The sequence below is a fragment of the Saccharopolyspora erythraea NRRL 2338 genome (assembly GCF_000062885.1).
GTDB classification, from domain to species: Bacteria; Actinomycetota; Actinomycetes; order Mycobacteriales; family Pseudonocardiaceae; genus Saccharopolyspora_D; species Saccharopolyspora_D erythraea.
The window spans coordinates 7,804,793-7,823,336 of record NC_009142.1 but is presented as its reverse complement, the minus strand read 5'-3'; the positions used below and the strand labels follow the sequence as shown (position 1 = coordinate 7,823,336).

Genomic DNA, 18,544 nt, shown 5'->3' with positions numbered 1-18,544 from the left:
GTCGGCGGTTCGACCCCGCCCCTGGCCACCACCAAGAGCTGCGAACAGCCCCTGCCGATCTCGGTGGGGGCTTTCTTCTTTCCCGGTCCGCGATCGTGCGGCCTCGGCATCCGACCGTTGGACTGGCCCCAGGGAGACCCAGCGCCTGCGATCACGCCGTCCAGCAGCCGGGTGGCCCGCTGATTGGTCCCGGCATGCCTGCGCAGGTTGATATTCTCGGCGGCCTGATGTCTGCAACCCTCGTCGCCAGGAACCTCGCCGCCGGGCACGGTGACCGCTCCCTGTTCACCGGGCTCGAGCTCGTCGTCGCACCCGGCGACGTGATCGGACTCGTCGGCGCGAACGGCGCGGGGAAGTCCACGCTGCTCCGCCTGCTCGCCGGAATCGACACCCCGGAGCACGGCGAGGTCCAGCTCTCACCGCCCACCGCGACCGTGGGCCACCTGCCGCAGGAACCGTCGCGCCGGCCCGGCGAGACCGTCCGCCGGTTCCTCGCCCGCCGCACCGGCGTCGCCGCGGCGCAGCGCGCGATGGACGACGCCACGCAGGCCCTCTCCGACGGGGCGCCGGGCGCCGACGACGCGTACGCCGTGAGCCTGGAGCGCTGGCTCGGCCTCGGCGGTGCCGACCTGGAGGAGCGCGCCGAAGGCGTCGCCGACTCGCTCGGTCTGTCGGTGAGCCTCGACCAGGAGATGGTGTCGCTGTCGGGTGGCCAGGCCGCCCGCGCGGGACTCGCGTCGCTGCTGCTGTCCCGCTACGACGTGTTCCTGCTGGACGAGCCGACCAACGACCTCGACCTGGACGGCCTCGAACGCCTGGAGGGGTTCGTGTGCGGGCTGCGCGCCGGCACCGTCGTCGTCAGCCACGACCGCGAGTTCCTGTCCCGCACCGTCACCAAGGTCCTGGAGCTGGACCTCGCCCAGCAGCAGATCAACCTCTACGGCGGCGGCTACGACGCCTACCTGGAGGAGCGCGAGGTCGCCCGCAGGCACGCGCGCGAGGCGTACGAGGAGTACGCGGACAAGAAGTCCGCACTGGAGGCGCGGGCGCGCACGCAGCGCTCGTGGATGGAGAAGGGCGTCAAGAACGCCCGGCGCAAGGCCACCGACTCCGACAAGATCGGCCGCAAGTTCCGCTCCGAGTCCACCGAGAAGCAGGCGGCCAAGGCCCGCCAGACCGAGCGCCTCATCGAGCGGCTGGAGGTCGTCGAGGAGCCGCGCAAGGAGTGGGAGCTGCGCATGGAGATCGCGGCCGCGCCCCGCTCCGGGGCGATCGTGGCCTCCCTGCACGACGCGGAAGTGCGGCGCGGCGACTTCGTCTTCGGCCCGGTGACGCTGCAGATCGACTGGGCGGACCGGGTCGCGATCACCGGCGACAACGGCTCGGGCAAGTCGACGTTGCTCGGCGCGCTGCTGGGCCGCGTCGAGCTGGACTCCGGCCGGGCGGAGCTGGGTTCCGGTGTCGTGGTCGGCGAGGTCGACCAGGCCCGCGCGCTGTTCCACGGCTCCGAGTCGCTGCTCGACGCGTTCTGCGCGGCGGTGCCCGACACCGAGCCGGCCGAGGTCCGCACGCTGCTGGCCAAGTTCGGGCTCAAGGCCGACCACGTGCTGCGCTCGGCGGCCACGCTCTCGCCCGGCGAACGCACGCGGGCCGCGCTCGCCCTGCTCCAGGGCCGCGGCGTCAACCTGCTGGTGCTCGACGAGCCGACCAACCACCTCGACCTGCCCGCCATCGAGCAGCTGGAGTCGGCGCTCGACTCGTACCAGGGCACGTTGCTGCTGGTCACCCACGACCGCCGGATGCTCACCGCGGTCCGCACCACCCGCCGCCTCGAGATGGCCGACGGCAAGCTCACCGAATCCCACGTGTGAGCCCCTGCCGGTTCGCCGGCCGGGATTGTCGGACCCCGGTGCGATGATCGCGGCACCACGGAAGCGGAAGGGGCCGCCGATGAAGTTCGCGCTGGTGATCGTCGAGACCGAGGCGTCGCGACAGCGGATCAGGCAGGACCGCGCCGCGCACCGCGCTGCCTACGAGCAGTGGATCGGCGCCGTCGCCGGTGCGGGCAAGCTCGTCGGGGGCGAGGCGTTCGAGACCGAGCACAGCAGTCCGGTCACGGTCCGGCGCGACGCCGACGGCTCGCACGTGGTCACCGAGACGCCGTTCGCCGGCGAGTCGGAAACGCTCGGCGGCTGGTTCGTCGTCGACGTCGAGGACCGCGCGGAGGCGGTCGAGCTGGCCAAGGCGCTGGAGACCCCGGAGACGGTCGAGGTGAGGCCGCTGCAGGAATCGGCCTGAACCGCGGTCCGCCGCAATTGGAAACGCCCCCGCGCTCAACCGGCCTGGGGGTCACCGGGAGTGCGGGGGCGTACAGTCCACCCCTGGGGGTCAGGTGGACGACACCAATGTTACTTCGTGGTACTCGAGATGTCTCTAGTACCGGAGATCTTTTTTCTCGAGATCACCACACGGGGTAGGAAGAACTGGGTGACCGGCCCGATGGCCAGGGCGTACACCACCGTGCCGAGGCCGGCGGTCCCGCCGAGGATCCAGCCCACGGCCAGCACGGTGATCTCGATCCCGGTTCGCACCACGCGCACCGACCAACCCGTGCGGGCGTGAAGCCCGGTCATCAAGCCGTCGCGCGGCCCCGGTCCCAGGCGCGCCCCGACGTAGAGCGCGGTGGCGAAGCCGTTGAGCACGACGGAGCCGATCATCATCAGCAGTTGCCAGCCGAACGCGGCCGGCGCCGGCGTCACCGCGAGTGCCAGGTCGACCGACATCGCGATGACGACGACGTTCGCGACCGTGCCGATGCCGGGTCGCTGCCGCAGCGGCACCCACAGCAGCAGCACGACGGCGCCGGTCAGGGCGGTGACCGCACCGAAGGTCCAGCCGATCAGCCGGGCGAGGCCGTGGTGCAGCACGTCCCAGGGGCCGAGACCGAGTCCGGCTCGGACCATGAAGGCCATGCTCGTCCCGTAGAGCACCAGTCCGACGACGAGCCGGATCAGACGGCTGGTGGGTTGGACGCTGATGCGCAGCGGAGACAGGTCCACGTTCGGTGCGGTTGAGGCCATGCGCACCGTTGTATCCCATATTGGTATTGGAAACGAAGTCCAATATTGCATAATTGGACTCATGGGTTACCCGTCGGCAAGTCACATCACCGGGCGCAAGCTCGCTGAGCTGCTCGGATCGTGGAGCGCTGACCAGCGGCCGTCCTCGCAGAGCCTGTTCCAGTACGTGAAACAGCTCGTGCTGGACGGTCGGCTGCCGCCGGGGACCAGGCTGCCCGCCGAGCGCGACCTCGCCGAAACCCTCGGCGTGAGCCGGACGCTCGTCGCACGGACGCTGGAGCGGCTGCGCGAGAGCGGGTTCGCCGAGAGCCGGCGCGGCGCCGGCTCGTGGGTGACCCTGCCGGGCGGCAAGTGCTCCCCGACGCCGCACGGCGGCTGGTACCCGTCGGCGTCCGGCAACGAGATCATCGACCTCGCGCAGGCGACGCCCACGGCGCCTCCGGAGGTCGGCGAGGCCACCGACCGGGCGCGGCTGCGCCTGGTGGAGGAGATCACCGGGCACGGCTACCACCCGCAGGGCCACCCGGTGCTGCGCGAGCGCATCGCGGAGCGCTACAGCAGGCGCGGCCTGCCGACCCGCCCGGAGCAGATCCTGGTGACCAACGGAGCGCAGCACGCCTTCGCCCTCGTGCTGCGGATGCTCGTCGCGCCGGGCGAACGGGTGCTCGTCGAGCACCCCACCTACCCCAACTCGCTCGAAGCGATCCGCGGGACGAACGCCTCGCCGGTCGCGGTCCCGATGGTGCCCGGCGGCTGGGACCTGGAGCTGCTCGAAGCGACGCTGCGCCAGTCCTCGCCACGGCTGGCCTACCTCATCCCGGAATTCCAGAACCCGACGGGCGCGCTCATGGGCGAGGCCGACCGGGCCAGGCTGGTCGCGATGCTGCGCCGCTCCCACACCACCGCCGTGATCGACGAGACGCTGGTGGAGGTGGACCTGACCGGCAGCGCTCCGCCTCCGCCGGTGGCGAGTTTCGCCGAGCGCAACGTGATCACGATCGGCTCGGCGAGCAAGGCGTTCTGGGGAGGGCTGCGGCTGGGATGGCTGCGCGCGCCCGAGGACGTGGTGCAGCGGATGGTCGTCGGCCGGGCACAACTGGACCTGGGATGTCCGGTGCTGGAGCAGCTCGTGCTCGCCGAACTGCTGGCGGATGCCGAAGCGATCCTGGCGCGGCGTCGGGAGGAATGGGCAGCGCGCCGCGACTGCCTCGCCGCCGCGCTCGGCGAGCACTTGCCGGACTGGAGCTTCCGCGTCCCCGACGGTGGCCTGTCGCTGTGGTGCGACATCGGTGCTCCGATGGGCAGCAGGCTGGTGATGGCCGCCGCGGAACACGGGGTGCGGTTGGCGCCGGGCTCGCGGTTCGCGGTCAACGGATCCCAGGAGTCACGGGTCCGGCTGCCGTACGCGCTGCCCGAAGAGCACCTGGTGGAGGCAGTCCGCCGGTTGGCGAAGGCGGTTTCGGCGCTCGGGGAGGTGGCTGCGGCTCCCGCGCTGGAGCCGCAGGTCACCTGAGACCCCGGGCCACCCGCCGGCACGGCCCCTCGTCGTGCCGGTGGGTGGCCCGGGCGGGGCTCCGGTGCCGCAGGGGCATTGCGACACCGGAGCCGGGGCACCAGCCGAGGGCGTTTCCGGCAGGTCGCTGCCGGTGTCAGGCCGGGCCAGTGGTGCCCGCATCCGATCCGTCCGGGCGCAGTCGGCGGACCGGAGTCTGGTGCGGTGTTGGAAGGGCTCCGACGATCAGTCGGGCGAAGCGGGCAGTTCGAACGGCACGAGCCTGCCGGGCGGGACCGTCTCCCGGCCGGCAGGTGTGCTCGGCAGCGCGTCGGGCAGGTCGGGCCCGGACGGCAGGATCGCCGCCATGGTGCGCATACCACCGCCCGCGCCGACGGAGGGTCCCCCCGCTGACGTCGGCGGCGGATTCGGGGCGGGAGCCGGCGGCAGCGGCGCCTGGTCATCGTGGGTGTGGCGCTCGTGCCGAGAGACACCTGTTGCCGCGAGGGGTGAAGTCCGGTCGCGCGCAACGGGACCGGTGGGCGCGGTTTGCGCTTCCTGGGTGCTCACCTGCGACGACAGGAGAAAGTCGTGCGATGCGACGGGAGCCGCGGGCTGGCCGAGGTGCGGTCCGAAGTCTTCCAGGACCGGTGGTGTTTCCGCTTCCGGCTCGCTGGGGTCCGGCTTGTCGGCGAACAGTGCGACGTCGGGCAGGTCGGGAGGCCGCATGTGCGGCACAGCCGCCGTGGGCTTGGGTTGCTGTGCCATCTCGACTCGGCGCGCGGGCGCTGCCGCCTGCACTCGACCGCTCGGGTCCGCCGCCTCGATTCGATTCGTGGCGCTGCCGTGCTGCGCGGCGTCGATCCTGTCCGCGGCGCTGCCGTTCTGGGCCGCCCGGTCCGCCTGCGCGGTCTGGACCCGATCCGCCGCACTGGCGTGCTGCGTGCTCTCGATCCCCTGAGCCGCTGAGCCGGTCTTGATCCTGTCGGCGGCGCCGCTCTGTTCGATCCTGTCCGCGGTTCCGCCCTGTTGGGCCGCTTCCACGCGGTCCGCGGTTCCGGTTGGCTGAGCCGCTTCGACGCGGTCCGCGGTGTTGCTTTGCTGGGTCGCCTCGACGCGGTCCGCGGTGTTGCTCGACCGGGCTTCGACGCTCTCCGCGGTCCCGCCCTGCCGGGGTGTCTCGAGGCGATCGGCCTCGGTGCTCGACTGGGCGGCTCCGCCGGCAGCCGGGCCCTGCCGGGCCTCTGCGTCACCGTTCCGCGCTGTTGCGTCCTGCTGTTGCGCGGTGCCGCCCTCCCGGGCGGGCACGAGGCGGAACTGAGCCTCCTGCCGTAATGGCTGCGGGGCTTCGCCGTGCAAGGTGATCCCGACGCTTGCGGCGTCGTCGCCCGACTTGCCGTCGGCGGTGGCTACGGACGCGCCCGCGAACCAGGCGCCGGTGAGGAGGCCTCCGACGACCACCGCCCGGGTGGCGTGGGCGCGGAGTCGGGACCAGCGGCTGCGCGATGCGCAGTATCCGGTCACCCTCATCACCGCCCTGTCGGTACGTTCGCGCCGTATCGTCTCCCGCGCCAGGATGGTCGGCACCTCACTCGGGGTTCAACCACCCGTACAGGCGGTGTCGTGCCGCCGAATGCAGTGAACACCGGGAGACCGTTCTGATTCTTCAGGTAGAGCACCGCCTTGCCAAGGTCGAACAGCTCGCCGGTCGGGTGATTGCCGGACGCCCGATGGCGTGTCCGCTGTGGACCTGATCATGCTCACCCAAAGTGTCCCTTGTGGATCAGAGCGAAGCTTTCAGCGCCGCTGAGCTCCGGGACCGCTGGGCGCGACGCGGTCATGACCTCCTGCTGCACGACCCCGAGGGACCCGCGGAGTGCCTGGTGCGGCGCGGCGAGCTGGTGGCGCCGGCCGATGCCGCGGGCGCGGTGGCGGACAGGCTGCGCCGCTGGGTCGACGAGGTCCGCCACGATGCCGCGCTCAGCGTGGCCATGTTCCGGCTGCGGCCTGCTGAGCAGGACAGATGCGTCGACATCGCCCGGGAGCACGACGGGGTCGCGGCCAACCACGTGCACCTCGGCTCCGCGCAGATGTTCGGCGCGCCGGTGATCTGGGGCACCGGGTCCGAGGTCGAGGACGCCCCACCGGTTCCCGCCCCTCCCGACGTGCCGTGGCGTCGGCGGATCACCGTCGGCGTGCTCGACACCGGCCTGGACCCGCATCCGTGGTTCCGGTCGCGGCCGTGGTTCGAGAGCGTGCCCGAAGTGCTCGACGCCGACGACGATTCCGGTCAGGACCGCCAGGCCGGGCACGGCACCTTCGTGTCCGGTGTGGTGCTCCAGCACGCACCCGGCGCGGTGATCCGGTCCCGCCGCGTGCTTTCCCCGCTGGGGTTCACCGACGACGTCACGGTCGCCGCGGGTCTGCGCTCGCTGCTGGACGAGCGGCCGGACGTCGTCGTGCTGACCGCCGGCTGCCACACCCCGGACGACGTCTGCCCGCCGGTCCTGCGCGCGGAGGTCGAACGGTTCGGTGCCGCGGTGGTCGTCGCCGCGGCCGGCAACCACTCGCTCTCGCGGCCCTTCTGGCCCGCGGCGCTGCCCTCGGTGATCGCTGTCGCCGCCACGGGTGGGGACGGCGCGCTCGCGGACTTCTCCAACTCCGGGCCGTGGGTGGACGCCGCCGCGCCGGGAGTGGACGTCGTGAGCAGCTACGTCCGGTTGCGGCCGAAGGGCGTGCGCACGTACGGATTCGCGCGCTGGAGCGGGACTTCCTTCGCCGCTCCCAGGGTCGCGGCGGCCGCGGCGGTCGCGCTGGACGCTGGCTGTACGGCGGCGTCGGCCCGGCAGGAGGCGCGGCGGCGTTACCCGTTCGGGCGTTAACCGGGAAAACCTGAATCCAGCGGACCCCTTCGCTTCTCTTATTCGCGGGCGTGTTGATCGATCGAGAAGCGAAGGGAAGTCGTCATGCGCGAGGTCCGGGAAGTCGGTGGCTCGGCGGCACTGCTGCACAGCGCGGCGCGCGGTAGCGCTCAGGCGTGGGAGGAGCTGGTGGACCGCAACGGCCCGGTGGTGTGGGGTGTGGCCAGGGCGTACTGCTCGAACCCCGCCGACGCCGAGGACGTGTACCAGGCCACCTGGTTGCTGCTGGCCGAGAACCTCGAGCGGCTGCGAAGTCCTGACGCCCTCTCGGGGTGGTTGGTGACCACTGCGCGCCGCGAGTCCGCCCGGCTCGCCCGGGCCCGTCAGCGCGAGGCGCCGACGGGTGTGGACCCGTCGCTGTTCGACGTCCCGGACCACGACGACGGACCCGAGAGCAAGGCTCTGCGCTCGATCACCGCCGCACGGTTGTGGCAGGCGTTCGGCCAGCTCTCGCAGCGCTGCCAGCAGTTGTTGCGCGTGCTGGCGGTCGCACCGGAGACCAGCTACGCGCAGGTGAGCGAGGCGCTCGGCATGGCGCGCGGAACCATCGGGCCCAAGCGCAGCAGGTGCCTGGCGCTGCTCCGGCAGCGGATGACCTCGCTCGGCGGAGCGGAGGAGGCGGCGTGATGTTCCTGCTGGAGAGCTGTGGCGGCGCCGGAGCCTACGTCCTCGGCACGGTGTCGCGTTCTGGCGTTGGTGGTCTTGCTCGCGGGACCCGAGGCCGTGCTCGACCACTTGTCCGGCAGCGCGTCCACCCTGCGCCGGACGATGTTGACCGCCCGGTTCGGCCGGCCCCGGTCTCATGCGCGATCTCCGCGCGAGAACCGCTGCCCGGTGCCGCGCAACGCGATCGGCACGCGGGAGAGCCGGCTGATCGGTCCGGACTGTCCGTCCACTCCGTTCTCCACCGGCGAGCCGGTACGTCCGTGGAAGGCAGGGCTGTGCGATGAGGGTGCGACCTCCGGCCGAACTGCGGGTCCTGCGCGACCTGTTCGAGGCCTGCGATCCGGCGCCGCGGCGGCTCGTCGAGGCCGCCTATGCGGCGGCGTCGCGGAAGTGGTCGGGCGGCGGCTCGGCGCTGCGGTTGATCGGCGACTCGGCGGACGCTCCGGCGAGGACCCGGCGCGCGGGCATGGGCGAGACCAGGGTGCTCACGTTCGCGATGCCCGGGCGGATGCTCGAGATGGACCTGATCCCGGTCGCGGAAGGCTTGTTCCGCGCGGTGGGGCTGGTGCTCGGCCGTCCCGGGCACAGCGCCCCCGCCGGTGACGTCGTGCTCCGGCACGCCACCGGCGAGAGCGTCGGTGCGCTCGACGAACGCGGTGGGTTCGCGGTGGACGACGTGCCCCGGGGACCGCTGAGCGTGGTGTTCCGGCAGGAGCGGTCCGCTGCCGCCGTCGCGGATTGGCTGGTCTGTTGAGCGCCGGGACTGCCGTCCGTGCGGACGGCGAGACGAGGATCGAGACCGCGCTGCGGTGGCGGGCGCGTGCGAGCACAGCTCCGCAGGAGGCCCTCCGCCACGCCGAGCGCTGGCTGTCGGATCCGGTTCGCGACGTCGAGTTCCGGGTGCTGGCCAGGCACGTCGCCGCCATCGCGGAGGTCGAGCGGGGCAGGCTGCGGGACGCGCGCAAGCACGCGCGGCTGGGGCTGACGGCGGCGCGGCGCGGTGGGCTGGAGCAGCGCGAGGCCCAGTTCCGGCTGACCCTCGCCTGGATCGAGTTCGACCGGGGGATGACCGACGCCTGCTGGGAGCACCTCGTCGCCGCCGAACCACGGCTGCGCGGGCGGGACCGACGGCGCGCGGTGTGCCTGCGCGGGCTGCTGTACTGCCAGAACGACCGGTTCCCCGAGGCGATCACCCAGCTCACCGAGGCGCTGGCGCAGTTGGACGCGCACCAGGTCTCCGGGAACGAGGACTCCGCGCATGAGAAGCCCGAACACTCGCACGAGCGTCGGTCGAAGGAGGACCTGCGGTGGGTCGCCAACGCGCTGCTCGGACGCGGGCTCGCGTGGATGTACTCGAACGGCCTGGAAGAAGCCGAAACCGACCTGGCTCGCGCCGAGCGGATCTTCGCCTCGGCGGATCAGCCCGGACGGGCCGCCGGTTGCAGGCACAACCGCGGCTGCGTGGCGTTCCGGGCCGGCGACCTGCCCAGGGCGCTGAGGCTGTACTCGGCGGCGTTGTCGATGGGCCTCGACACCGAGTCGAACCCGGAGGCGCTGGTCGACCGCGCCGAGGCGCTCGCCGCGGCCGGGCTCACCGCTGAGGCGCGCACCGAGATGGAGCGGGCGGCGGACCGGCTGGCCGCCCGCGGACGGGCTGTGCGGCTGGCCGAGACCAGGCTCGCCCTCGCCGGGTGCGCCCTCCGGGACGGCGACGCGCGGGCCGCTGTCGAAGCCGCCGGTGAGGCCCGGCGGTTGTTCCGCGCACAGCGGCGTCCCGCCTGGGTGGCGCTCGCGGCGGCCACCGAGTGGCAGGCGAAGCTCCGCAACGGGCACCGCTCGCGGTATGCCCTGGTCGCGGCGCGACGGGCGGGCGTGGTGTGCGCCGGTTTCGGCTGGTCCGCGGCGGCCGCGGAGCTGTGGCTGGTCGCGGGTCGCGTGGCGGGCGGGGCCGGCATGCCCGCACTGTCGCGCAAGCTGCTGGCCCTCGCGGCGGCCTCGAGCGATGACCCGCGGGCGGGTGCGTCGCAGCTCGCGGTCGGTTGGCACGCCCGGGCGCTGCTGGCCGAGCAGGTAGGCGACCTGCCGGGGCTTTTCGCCGCGTGCCGGAGCGGGTTGCGGGCGGTCGAGAACTACGCGGCTCCCATGGCGGCGTTCGAGCTGCGGGTGCACACCTTCGGACTGGCAGCCGACCTCGCGGACACGGCGGTGACCGCGGCGTTGCGCGTCGGCGATCCGGAGCTGGTGTTGCGCTGGACAGAATGCGCACGCGCCAGCGCGTTGCAGCGCCGGGCGCTGCAACCACCCGCCGACCCGGAACTGCGCCGGTCGCTGGTCGAGCTGCGCGCGGCGGTGGCTGACACACGTGGTTCGAGGAACGGTGGCGCGCTGCGGCGGGTCGAGGAGCTGGAAGGCCGGGTGCGCCGTCGCGCGATGCTCGTCAACGGTGCCACCGAAGGTGCGTGGGGCCGCTGGGAACTCGGCGACGTCGTCGGCGAACTCGGCGATGCGGTGCTGCTCAACTTCTTCACCGTTGACGGTCGACTGCGCGCGGTGTCCATTGTGGATGGCGTGGTGCGGCTGCACGCGCTGGCAGACGAGTCCGCTGTGGTGGCCGAGGTGGAGAGGTTGCGCAACTTCCTGTCCAGGCAGGCGGAAAAGCCCGACAGCACGGTCCGCGCGATGTTCGACGGCTGGGTGCGCGGGTCCGCCGAGATCATCGCCGAGCGGGTGCTGGGGCCGGTCGCCGACGAACTGCAACGGGGGCGCCCGCTCGTGGTCGTGCCCACCGGAAGCCTGCACGCGCTTCCGTGGGCGGCGCTACCGCCGCTGCATGGACGCGGTGTGACCGTCGCCCCTTCGCTGCGGTGCTGGTTGCGCGGAGCGGCCGACATCGCCGAGACGACTCCCGCGACCCGGCAGGTCTGGGTGGCGGGGCCCGGCCTGGAGCATGCCGAGCGCGAGGTCACCGACCTGCATGCTGCGGCAGGTGGGGAACTGCTCACGGGAGCGGACGCGACGGCCGAACGCGTTCTGGACACAGTGGACGGAGCGGGCACCGTGCACGTCGCCGCGCACGGCCGTTTCCGCAGCGACCAACCGCTGCTCTCCTGCCTCGACCTCGCCGACGGTCCGCTCTACGGCTACGACCTGGACCGCCTGCACCGCGGCCCGACGACCGTGGTGCTCTCGGCGTGCGAGGTCGGCCAGTCGGCGATCAGCCCATGCGACCAGCTCAGCGGGCTGGCTGCCGCACTGCTCGGCCGCGGCACGGCGACGGTGATCGCGAGCGTGATCCCGGTGCCGGACGAACGCACGGCCGAGGTCATGGTCGCGTTGCACTCCGCGCTGCGGCGCGGGGTGCCGCCGGCGACGGCGCTGGCCCAGGCGCAGGCAGCACACGGCGAATCCGGGTTCGTGTGCCTCGGATACGGAGGACGCTGATGTCAGCGCAGCTTGTGGAGCCGTTCGACGGCCTCGTCCAGGACCTCGTCGCGCTTGCAGAACGCGAAGCGAACCAGGTGCCTGGTCGCGTCGGGGTGGTCGCAGAACACCTGCACCGGAATCGCGGCGACCCCGATCCGCTCGGGCAGCTCGCGGCACAGCTGCGCCCCGTCGCTGAAGCCCAGCGGGCGAACGTCGGCGCAGATGAAGTAGGTGCCCTCGCTGGCGAGCACGTCGAAGCCCGCTTCGGCCAGACCGCTCGAGAGCAGGTCGCGCTTGCGCTGGAGGTCCAGCCGCAGCTGTTCGGCCCAGTCGAGCTCGTGCTGGAGCGCGTGCGCGACGGCCGGCTGGAACGGCGCACCGCCGACGAAGGTGATGAACTGCTTGGCGGCGCGCACCGCCGCGACCAGCTCCCGCGGTCCGCAGACCCACCCGATCTTCCACCCGGTCGCGCTGAAGCTCTTGCCGACGCTGGAGATCGACAGGGTGCGTTCGGTCATGCCCGGCAGGGTCGCCAGCGGCTTGTGCTTGCGCCCGTCGAACAGCAGGTGCTCGTAGACCTCGTCGGTGATGGCGATGACGTCGTGCTCGCGGCAGACGTCGGCGATCGCCGCCAGCTCGTCGTCGGTGAAAACCGTGCCGGTGGGGTTGTGCGGAGAGTTCAGCACCAGCGCGCGGGTCTGCGGCCCGACCGCCGCGCGCAGCGCGTCGACGTCGAGCACGAAGCGGTGGTCCGGCCCCTGGGTGAGCGGCACGGTCCGGCGCACGCCGCCGGCCATCGCGACGGCGACGGGGTAGGCGTCGTAGTAGGGCTCGATCAGCACGACCTCGTCGCCGGGCTCTACCAGCGCGAGCATCGCGGCCGACATCGCCTCGGTGGCCCCGACGGTCACCAGGATCTCGCCCTCGGGGTCGTGCTCGATGTCGTAGCGACTGCGGCGGTGCGCGGCGATCGCCCCGCGCAGCTCGGGCGCGCCCGCGCCCGGCGGGTACTGGTTCACGCCGTCGGCGATCGCCTGTTGCGCGACTCTGAGCATGCCCTCGGGTCCGTCGGTGTCGGGGAAGCCCTGACCGAGGTTGACCGCCCCGGTCCGCCTCGCGAGCTCGGTGATCTCCGCGAAGATCGTGGAAGTGAACGGTCGGAGGCGGGAGGTGAGAGCAGGAGTACGCACGTTGCCGCAGCGTAGTCGAAACCGCCCGCGATCAGCAGATGCCGAACGTGCGGCTTCGCACCGCTGACCGGCCTCGGCGGACCCGTCCCTGGGAATGGATGTGGCAGTCGTCGGGGCGCCTTCGTGGCGACGGGCGCCGCCGCGCTGCTGTGCCCGCGACGGGCACAGGCGCACCGCTCCGCCCGCAGTCGCTCAGCCTGGCTCCGGGCGCCGCTCGGCGTCCGCCCAGCACACCAGTGTCCAAGGGTTGAGCCTTCCCGGGAGCTGCGTCGGTCGCCTGTGGCCGTGCCGCAACGAGTCCGCGAGGTCTCCGCGAGGCTGCTGCTTGCGGTCGGCCGTGGCCGTGTCGGATCCGGCGTCCGGAATGTCCGTTACGGGCGGTGTCGCGAGGCTCGGTCCTGGACACTGCCACAATCGAAGCGTGCAGCGTACTGCGGTATCCGATGAGGAGAAGCGCCGGAGCCTGCGGCGGATGAAGGCCGTGGCCGGCGCGTTCCTGCTGGTCGCGACCCTGATCTACGTGATCGCCCGGTGGCAGGAGAACGGCGGGGCGGCCTGGGCGGGCTACATCCGGGCGGCGGCTGAAGCGGGCATGGTCGGCGCCCTGGCCGACTGGTTCGCGGTGACGGCGCTGTTCCGCCGTCCGCTGGGACTGCCGATCCCGCACACCGCGATCATCCCGACCCGCAAGGACACCCTCGGGCGCAGTCTCGGCGACTTCGTGGGGAGCAACTTCCTGTCCGAGCGCGTGGTGCGCGACAAGCTGCGCCGCGCCGAGATCAGCAAGCGGCTCGGCGGATGGCTCAGCGAGCGGGACCACGCCGAGCGGGTCACCTCGGAACTCGCCACCGCGGTGCGCGGTGCGGTCCAGGTCCTGCGCGACGAGGACGTGCAGGCGGTGCTGGAGCAGGCGGTCGTGCGCAAGGTCCTCGCCCAGCCGTGGGGTCCGCCGCTGGGACGCATCCTCGGCCAGGTCTTCGCCGACGGCTCGCACCACAAGCTCGTCGACCTCGTCTGCGACCGCGCCTACGACTGGGTGCGCGACAACCACGAGACGGTGCTGCGCGTGGTGAGCCAGCGCGCGCCCTCCTGGTCGCCGAAGTTCTTCGACACCATGGTCGCCGACAAGATCTACGCCGAGGTGCTGTCGTTCGCGTGGGCGGTCAAGACCGACCCCGAGCACCAGATGCGCAAGGCGGTCGACCGCTTCCTGGTCGAGTTCGCCGACGACTTGCAGCACGACCCGCGCACGATGGCCAAGGCCGAGCAGATCAAGCAGCAGGTGCTGGAGCACCCCGAGGTGCAGAACCTGGTCTCGTCGGCGTGGGGCACGGCCAAGAAGATGCTGCTCGACGCCGCCGAGGACCCTTCCAGCGAACTGCGGGTCAGAGTGCGGGAAGGCCTGCGTTCGATGGGCCGCCGCCTGGTCGAGGAGCCCGAGATGCGCGCCAAGGTGGACGGCTGGCTGGAGGGCGCGGCGGTCTACGTCGTGTCGAACTACCGGGCCGAGATCACCACGCTCATCACCGACACCGTCGAGCGCTGGGACGCCGAGGAGACCTCGCGCAAGATCGAGCTCCAGGTCGGCCGCGACCTGCAGTTCATCCGCATCAACGGCACGGTCGTCGGCGCACTCGCAGGCCTGGCCATCTACACGATCTCGCAACTGCTCCTCTGAGGCGCAGCGAGCGGGAGGGCCGCGCCGCGGCCTGCGGCGCTAGCCCGAGTGGCGTTCGCGCCAGGAGCGCGCCTTCTCCCGGTTGCCGCAGACCCGCATCGAGCACCACGTGCGCGAGCGGTTCCTCGAACGGTCGTAGAACGCCCAGAGGCAGTTCTCGGCCGGGCAGATCTTGATGCGGTCCCAGTAGCCGGTGTGCACCAGGTGCGTCGCCGCGACAAGCACGTCCCCGAGTGCGTCGGCGCCGGTGAGCACCGGGATTCCCGCCCGGAACTCGACCTGCACCTGCCAGGCCGGCGCGACGAGCGCCGCCGGTGCGGAGCAGGAGATCGCCGCGCGCATCGAGTAGCGGATCTCCCGCGCCGCGGTCGACTCCGGCGCCGCACCGAGCCCCCGCTCGGCGCACCATCGGCGCCAGTGCTCCGGATCGTCCAGGACGTCGGTTCCGGCTTCGACGTCGCATGTGTTGAGGAAGTTCAGGACGAGTTCGAGGTCGCGGTCGGCATCGAGGGCGGCGGCCTGCTGAGCGGGCGGCCGGACCACCTCGGGCGCGACAGCATCGCTGTTCACGAACACCATCGTAGGCCAATAGGAGGTTGCACCTCGGTTCGCTAACCCCCATACTCGTCTCACAGGTTAGTAACCTTCTAATCGAATACACAGGTTTGGTGAGGCGACATGAACGCGTTCCCGATCGAGTTCCCGCTCCGGGACGAGTCGAACCGGCGCCGCTCCGCGGAGGCCGCGGCTCAGGCCGACATCGAGCGCGCGTTGCGGGAGGGCGGCAGGCTTCGTCCTGTCTGGCTCGACCGCTTCGCCAACTGGTGGGCGATGGCGGTCCGGGAACTGCGGCCGGGCGCCGCGGTGGATCCGGGACCCGCGCCCCGCGGCTGCCTCAACTGACCGAGAGCGAGGAGAACCATGACGGCGTCCACTTCGACAGCGCTGCGCTTGGCGGCGTTCGCGCTCGACTGCCCCGACCCGCGCGCGCTCGCCGCCTTCTACGGGCGGCTGCTCGGCTGGGAGATCGACGAGGCCGAGTCCGAGGACGACTGGGTCGAGCTGGCCGACCCGGCGGGCGGGGCTCCGCTGGCGTTCCAGCGCGACCCGCACTTCCAGCCTCCGACCTGGCCCGGCCGGGAGCGGCCGCAGATGGCCCACCTCGACGTCCGGGTCCAGACGCTCGAAGAAGGGCACGAGCGGGCGCTCGCGGCGGGCGCGACGCCGCTGCCGCAGCCGGAGGACCAGCTCGACGCGAGCTGGCGCGTCTACGCGGACCCCGCCGGTCACCCGTTCTGCATGTGCGCCTGCACCTAGGGGCGCGGGGCTTCGCCATCCGCGCCTGCGCGATGGGCGCCTGCGCCCATAGGGCTTTGGCGTCGGGGCAGTAGGGCTTTGGCGTCGGGACAGCAGGCTTCGGGATCGGGGCAGCAGGCTTCGGCGTCGGGGGAGCAGGGCTTTTGCGTCGGGGCGGCAGGGCTTCGGCATCGGGCGCGAGCCGCACGGCTCGCGCCCGGTTCGCGTCTCCGGGCCCCGCGAGGCCACCGCCGAGCGGTGATGCGCGGCCTTCTCGCGCGCTGGTCGGCCATCGGCATGCCAGAGGAGCCCACCTGTGCGCTCCGCCCTCGCCCGCCTCCTCCGGTCGGCGCAAGGCGCTGCGCCGGCAAATCACCCGCCAGTGGTAGCAATCACGCCCGATAGGTGCAAGCTGTGTGCTTGCAGTAGCTAGCATGCCTGGTTATCGTGGATTTCGACCGGAAAGGTGATCGCAGATGGAACGCGTGGACAAAACGGTCAACAAGGCCGTGAACCAGGCGGTCAGCGATCTCGGCGCCTACATCCGCACGCAGCGCGGCAACGCCCAGATCTCGCTGCGGCAGCTGGCCAAGCGCGCCGGAGTGTCCAACCCCTACCTGAGCCAGGTCGAGCGCGGGCTGCGCAAGCCGAGCGCGGAGATCCTCCAGCAGATCGCCAAGGCGCTGCGGATCTCCGCCGAGGCGCTGTACGTGCAGGCCGGCATCCTGGAGCGCCGCGAGGGCGGTCCGGTGGTCGACGCGATCCTCGCCGACCCCGACCTCAACGAGCGGCAGAAGCAGGTGCTGCTGGACATCTACGGCACCTTCCGGCGCGAGCAAGGCGGCCCCGCAGCGGCTGACGGGGCACCGGAGGGGACGACCTCCGCGACGGCAGACGCCGCGCAACCGCAAACCGAGGAGTGATCGCCATGCCCACACTGCCCAAGTCCGAGGACGTCCAGAAGATGCGGGAGCAGGCCGCCCTGGCCTTCGGCGGTGCCGTCGAGCACGCGCGTCAGCCGCTGCTGGCCGCGCTCGGCGCCGGTGACCTCGCCGCCCAGGCGGTCGTGGACACCCTGACCCGGATCCGCACCGAGCTGAACGATCGCGCCGAGTCCGCGCGCGCCGACCTGCCGAGCGACCTCAACGAGCTGCGCGGGCAGCTCGACCCGGCCGAGCTGCGCAAGCGGCTCGACGCCTACACCCAGTCCGCGGTCAAGCTCTACGACTACCTCGCCGAGCGCGGCGAGGGCGCGCTGGAGCGCCTGCAGCCGCAGGTCCAGCAGGCGCGCAAGCAGGCTGAGACCGCGCAGGGCCGGGTCGAGGAGGTCGTCGGCGAGGTCCGCGTGCTGGCCGACGACGTGCTCGGCAAGGTGACCCGCGGCGCCCGCTCCTACGGCGAGAAGGCCGCCAGGCAGACCGAGCAGGCCGCCGACGAGGCCGCCGAGACGGTCAAGGCCGCCGGTTCGAAGGCGGCTTCCGCCACGCGCAGCACCGCCCGCAAGGCCGCCGCGAAGACCTCGGCCGCCAGGACCGGCGAGTCGGAGAAGTCCGGCTCCGCCGAGAAGGCGACCGCGGCGGGCAAGCCGAGCGCCAAGAGCACGTCCGGCTCGGCGAAGACCAGCGGGGGCAAGGCCACCTCCGGTGGTGGCAAGTCGACCGGCACCAAGGGCACCACCGCCCAAGGCGCCTCCGGCGAGAGCGAGAGCTGAGCCGATAGCACGTGGGTGCCGTGGCCGGAGCCGAGCACGTAGGGTGGGTGGCGTGGGTCTGGACACGTGGACGTTGCTGATCATTTGGGGTGCGGGGATCCCGGTGGGGATCTACGCGTTCGTGCACGCCGCGCTCCAGCGCGCCGACGCGTTCACCGCCGCGGACAAGATGACCAAGCCTGCCTGGCTCGGCATCACCGGCGCGGGCGCGCTCGTGCTGATCCTGTTCCGCGGGCCGATGACCATACTGTGGATCATCGGCATGGTCGCGGTGCTGGTCTACATCGTCGACGTGAAGCCCAAGGTCACCGAGGTCCAGAAGGGCAGCTCCTGGTAGTGGCCGTCACCTGGACGACGCTCGGCCGCGGCGCGCCGGTCACGCTAGTCGTGCACGGCCTGGGCGCTACCGAGGGCGAGGCGCGCATCCCGTCCTCCGGGCTTCCCGGAACCCGGGTGGTGCTGAGCCTGCCCGGTCACGGCAGCGCTCCGGACTCCCCTCCCGGCTACTGGGACTACGGCCGCGTCGCCGCCGACGTGCTCGCCGCCGCCGACGAGGTGGGTGCGACGCGCGCGGTGGGCGTCTCGCTGGGCGCGGGCGCGCTGACCAGGATCGCCGCCGACCACCCGGACCGGTTCGAGCGGCTGGCGCTGCTGCTGCCCGCCTCCCTGGACCGTCCCCGCGACGTGGCGGCGATGTGGGCGTTCGAGCGCCTCGCGGAAGCCGTCGCGGCGGCGCCGGGCGACGGTGGGGCGAAGCTGCGCGCCGCCGTCGCCGCCGAGATCCCGGAGGGCGTCGACGTCGGTGAGCACGTCGCGCGCCGGGCCGACGCGCTGCTGCGGCTCGAGGACGCGTTGCGCACGCTGCCCGAGCGCAGCGCCGTGTCCGACGCCTCCGCGCTTGCGGCGGCGACCGCGGAGGTGCTGGTCATCGGCGCCACCGAGGACCCGATGCACCCCGCCGAGGTGGCCAAGGCGGTGGCGGCCGCCTTCTCCGGGGCCCGGCTGGAACTGCTGCCTTCGGCGGCGCCGATGCTCACCCACCGCAGGGAGCTGCGCGCGATGCTCGTGGACTTCCTGGGCTGACCGC

At 72.4% G+C, this 18,544-nt stretch carries 18 protein-coding genes; 14 read left to right on the top strand and 4 right to left on the bottom strand.

All coding sequences use genetic code 11. The annotated features are described in order from the left end of the window. Window positions 1-227: 227 nt before the first annotated feature. Together abc-f and SACE_RS33765 are read left to right on the top strand one after the other, a co-directional pair. Window positions 228-1,871, top strand: a complete 1,644-nt coding sequence (abc-f, locus tag SACE_RS33770; RefSeq protein WP_009946166.1) for a ribosomal protection-like ABC-F family protein — start codon at window positions 228-230, stop codon at window positions 1,869-1,871. Window positions 1,872-1,950: 79 nt separating this feature from the next. After that, on the top strand, window positions 1,951-2,298 hold the full coding sequence (locus SACE_RS33765) for a YciI family protein (protein ID WP_009946167.1): 348 nt from the start codon (window positions 1,951-1,953) through the stop codon (window positions 2,296-2,298). A gap of 110 nt (window positions 2,299-2,408) precedes the next feature. On the opposite strand, the gene yczE is transcribed toward SACE_RS33765, so the two are convergent. After that, window positions 2,409-3,080, bottom strand: coding sequence for a membrane protein YczE (gene yczE / locus SACE_RS33760; protein WP_031334425.1), 672 nt, complete (start codon window positions 3,078-3,080; stop codon window positions 2,409-2,411). Window positions 3,081-3,141: 61 nt separating this feature from the next. Here yczE and yczR point away from each other — a divergent pair, with 61 nt between their 5' ends. Beyond that, window positions 3,142-4,593: a MocR-like transcription factor YczR gene (gene yczR, locus SACE_RS33755; protein ID WP_009946170.1), complete on the top strand. Its 1,452-nt coding sequence runs from the start codon at window positions 3,142-3,144 to the stop codon at window positions 4,591-4,593. Window positions 4,594-4,818: 225 nt separating this feature from the next. On the opposite strand, the gene SACE_RS33750 is transcribed toward yczR, so the two are convergent. Further along, window positions 4,819-6,159, bottom strand: a complete 1,341-nt coding sequence (locus tag SACE_RS33750; RefSeq protein ID WP_021341675.1) for a hypothetical protein — start codon at window positions 6,157-6,159, stop codon at window positions 4,819-4,821. A gap of 182 nt (window positions 6,160-6,341) precedes the next feature. On the opposite strand from SACE_RS33750, the gene SACE_RS33745 reads away from it, so the two are divergent. From SACE_RS33745 to SACE_RS33730, 4 genes are all read left to right on the top strand, one after another. After that, entirely contained in the window at window positions 6,342-7,454 is a 1,113-nt protein-coding gene (locus SACE_RS33745) for a S8 family peptidase (RefSeq protein ID WP_231849872.1), read from the top strand. An 84-nt stretch (window positions 7,455-7,538) separates the two neighbouring features. Then, window positions 7,539-8,120 (top strand): RNA polymerase sigma factor, encoded by a 582-nt coding sequence (locus SACE_RS33740; RefSeq protein ID WP_009946173.1) that lies wholly within the window; start codon window positions 7,539-7,541, stop codon window positions 8,118-8,120. Between the two features lie 319 nt (window positions 8,121-8,439). After that, a complete protein-coding gene (locus SACE_RS33735; protein WP_011875224.1) occupies window positions 8,440-8,913 on the top strand; it encodes a hypothetical protein in 474 nt (157 codons plus the stop codon). After that, window positions 8,910-11,600, top strand: coding sequence for a CHAT domain-containing protein (locus tag SACE_RS33730; protein WP_009946177.1), 2,691 nt, complete (start codon window positions 8,910-8,912; stop codon window positions 11,598-11,600). The genes SACE_RS33735 and SACE_RS33730 overlap by 4 nt, the downstream gene beginning before the upstream one ends. A 2-nt stretch (window positions 11,601-11,602) precedes the next feature. Here the strand turns inward: SACE_RS33730 and SACE_RS33725 are convergent, their stop codons facing one another. After that, the gene (locus tag SACE_RS33725; RefSeq protein ID WP_009946178.1) at window positions 11,603-12,772 is read right to left on the bottom strand and encodes a pyridoxal phosphate-dependent aminotransferase; all 1,170 of its coding nucleotides are present in this window, start codon (window positions 12,770-12,772) and stop codon (window positions 11,603-11,605) included. Between the two features lie 472 nt (window positions 12,773-13,244). Here SACE_RS33725 and SACE_RS33720 point away from each other — a divergent pair, with 472 nt between their 5' ends. Next, window positions 13,245-14,450: a DUF445 domain-containing protein gene (locus SACE_RS33720; protein WP_009946179.1), complete on the top strand. Its 1,206-nt coding sequence runs from the start codon at window positions 13,245-13,247 to the stop codon at window positions 14,448-14,450. Between the two features lie 39 nt (window positions 14,451-14,489). On the opposite strand, the gene SACE_RS33715 is transcribed toward SACE_RS33720, so the two are convergent. Beyond that, window positions 14,490-15,029, bottom strand: a complete 540-nt coding sequence (locus SACE_RS33715) for a CGNR zinc finger domain-containing protein (RefSeq protein WP_009946180.1) — start codon at window positions 15,027-15,029, stop codon at window positions 14,490-14,492. A 99-nt stretch (window positions 15,030-15,128) separates the two neighbouring features. Here SACE_RS33715 and SACE_RS33710 point away from each other — a divergent pair, with 99 nt between their 5' ends. The 6 genes from SACE_RS33710 (at window position 15,129) to SACE_RS33685 (ending at window position 18,540) form a co-directional block, all read left to right on the top strand. After that, complete coding sequence (locus SACE_RS33710; protein WP_009946181.1) at window positions 15,129-15,353, top strand: hypothetical protein; 225 nt, start codon at window positions 15,129-15,131, stop codon at window positions 15,351-15,353. Window positions 15,354-15,371: 18 nt separating this feature from the next. Then, window positions 15,372-15,767, top strand: coding sequence for a VOC family protein (locus tag SACE_RS33705; RefSeq protein ID WP_009946182.1), 396 nt, complete (start codon window positions 15,372-15,374; stop codon window positions 15,765-15,767). Between the two features lie 455 nt (window positions 15,768-16,222). Next, complete coding sequence (locus tag SACE_RS33700; protein WP_009946183.1) at window positions 16,223-16,669, top strand: helix-turn-helix domain-containing protein; 447 nt, start codon at window positions 16,223-16,225, stop codon at window positions 16,667-16,669. Between the two features lie 5 nt (window positions 16,670-16,674). Then, complete coding sequence (locus SACE_RS33695) at window positions 16,675-17,457, top strand: hypothetical protein (protein ID WP_009946185.1); 783 nt, start codon at window positions 16,675-16,677, stop codon at window positions 17,455-17,457. A gap of 52 nt (window positions 17,458-17,509) precedes the next feature. After that, window positions 17,510-17,794, top strand: a complete 285-nt coding sequence (locus SACE_RS33690) for a DUF2516 family protein (RefSeq protein ID WP_009946186.1) — start codon at window positions 17,510-17,512, stop codon at window positions 17,792-17,794. Beyond that, a complete protein-coding gene (locus SACE_RS33685; protein WP_009946187.1) occupies window positions 17,794-18,540 on the top strand; it encodes an alpha/beta fold hydrolase in 747 nt (248 codons plus the stop codon). Before SACE_RS33690 ends, SACE_RS33685 begins: the two co-directional genes overlap by 1 nt. Window positions 18,541-18,544: the final 4 nt, after the last annotated feature.

What these genes read in the sequence shown, in the direction of transcription:
- abc-f (WP_009946166.1), top strand. Translation starts at nt 228, where the DNA reads ATGTCTGCAACCCTCGTCGCCAGGAACCTCGCCGCCGGGCACGGTGAC.
- SACE_RS33765 (WP_009946167.1), top strand. Translation starts at nt 1,951, where the DNA reads ATGAAGTTCGCGCTGGTGATCGTCGAGACCGAGGCGTCGCGACAGCGG.
- yczE (WP_031334425.1), bottom strand. Translation starts at nt 3,080, where the DNA reads ATGGCCTCAACCGCACCGAACGTGGACCTGTCTCCGCTGCGCATCAGC.
- yczR (WP_009946170.1), top strand. Translation starts at nt 3,142, where the DNA reads ATGGGTTACCCGTCGGCAAGTCACATCACCGGGCGCAAGCTCGCTGAG.
- SACE_RS33740 (WP_009946173.1), top strand. Translation starts at nt 7,539, where the DNA reads ATGCGCGAGGTCCGGGAAGTCGGTGGCTCGGCGGCACTGCTGCACAGC.
- SACE_RS33735 (WP_011875224.1), top strand. Translation starts at nt 8,440, where the DNA reads ATGAGGGTGCGACCTCCGGCCGAACTGCGGGTCCTGCGCGACCTGTTC.
- SACE_RS33720 (WP_009946179.1), top strand. Translation starts at nt 13,245, where the DNA reads ATGAAGGCCGTGGCCGGCGCGTTCCTGCTGGTCGCGACCCTGATCTAC.
- SACE_RS33715 (WP_009946180.1), bottom strand. Translation starts at nt 15,029, where the DNA reads ATGGTGTTCGTGAACAGCGATGCTGTCGCGCCCGAGGTGGTCCGGCCG.
- SACE_RS33710 (WP_009946181.1), top strand. Translation starts at nt 15,129, where the DNA reads ATGAACGCGTTCCCGATCGAGTTCCCGCTCCGGGACGAGTCGAACCGG.
- SACE_RS33705 (WP_009946182.1), top strand. Translation starts at nt 15,372, where the DNA reads ATGACGGCGTCCACTTCGACAGCGCTGCGCTTGGCGGCGTTCGCGCTC.
- SACE_RS33700 (WP_009946183.1), top strand. Translation starts at nt 16,223, where the DNA reads ATGGAACGCGTGGACAAAACGGTCAACAAGGCCGTGAACCAGGCGGTC.
- SACE_RS33695 (WP_009946185.1), top strand. Translation starts at nt 16,675, where the DNA reads ATGCCCACACTGCCCAAGTCCGAGGACGTCCAGAAGATGCGGGAGCAG.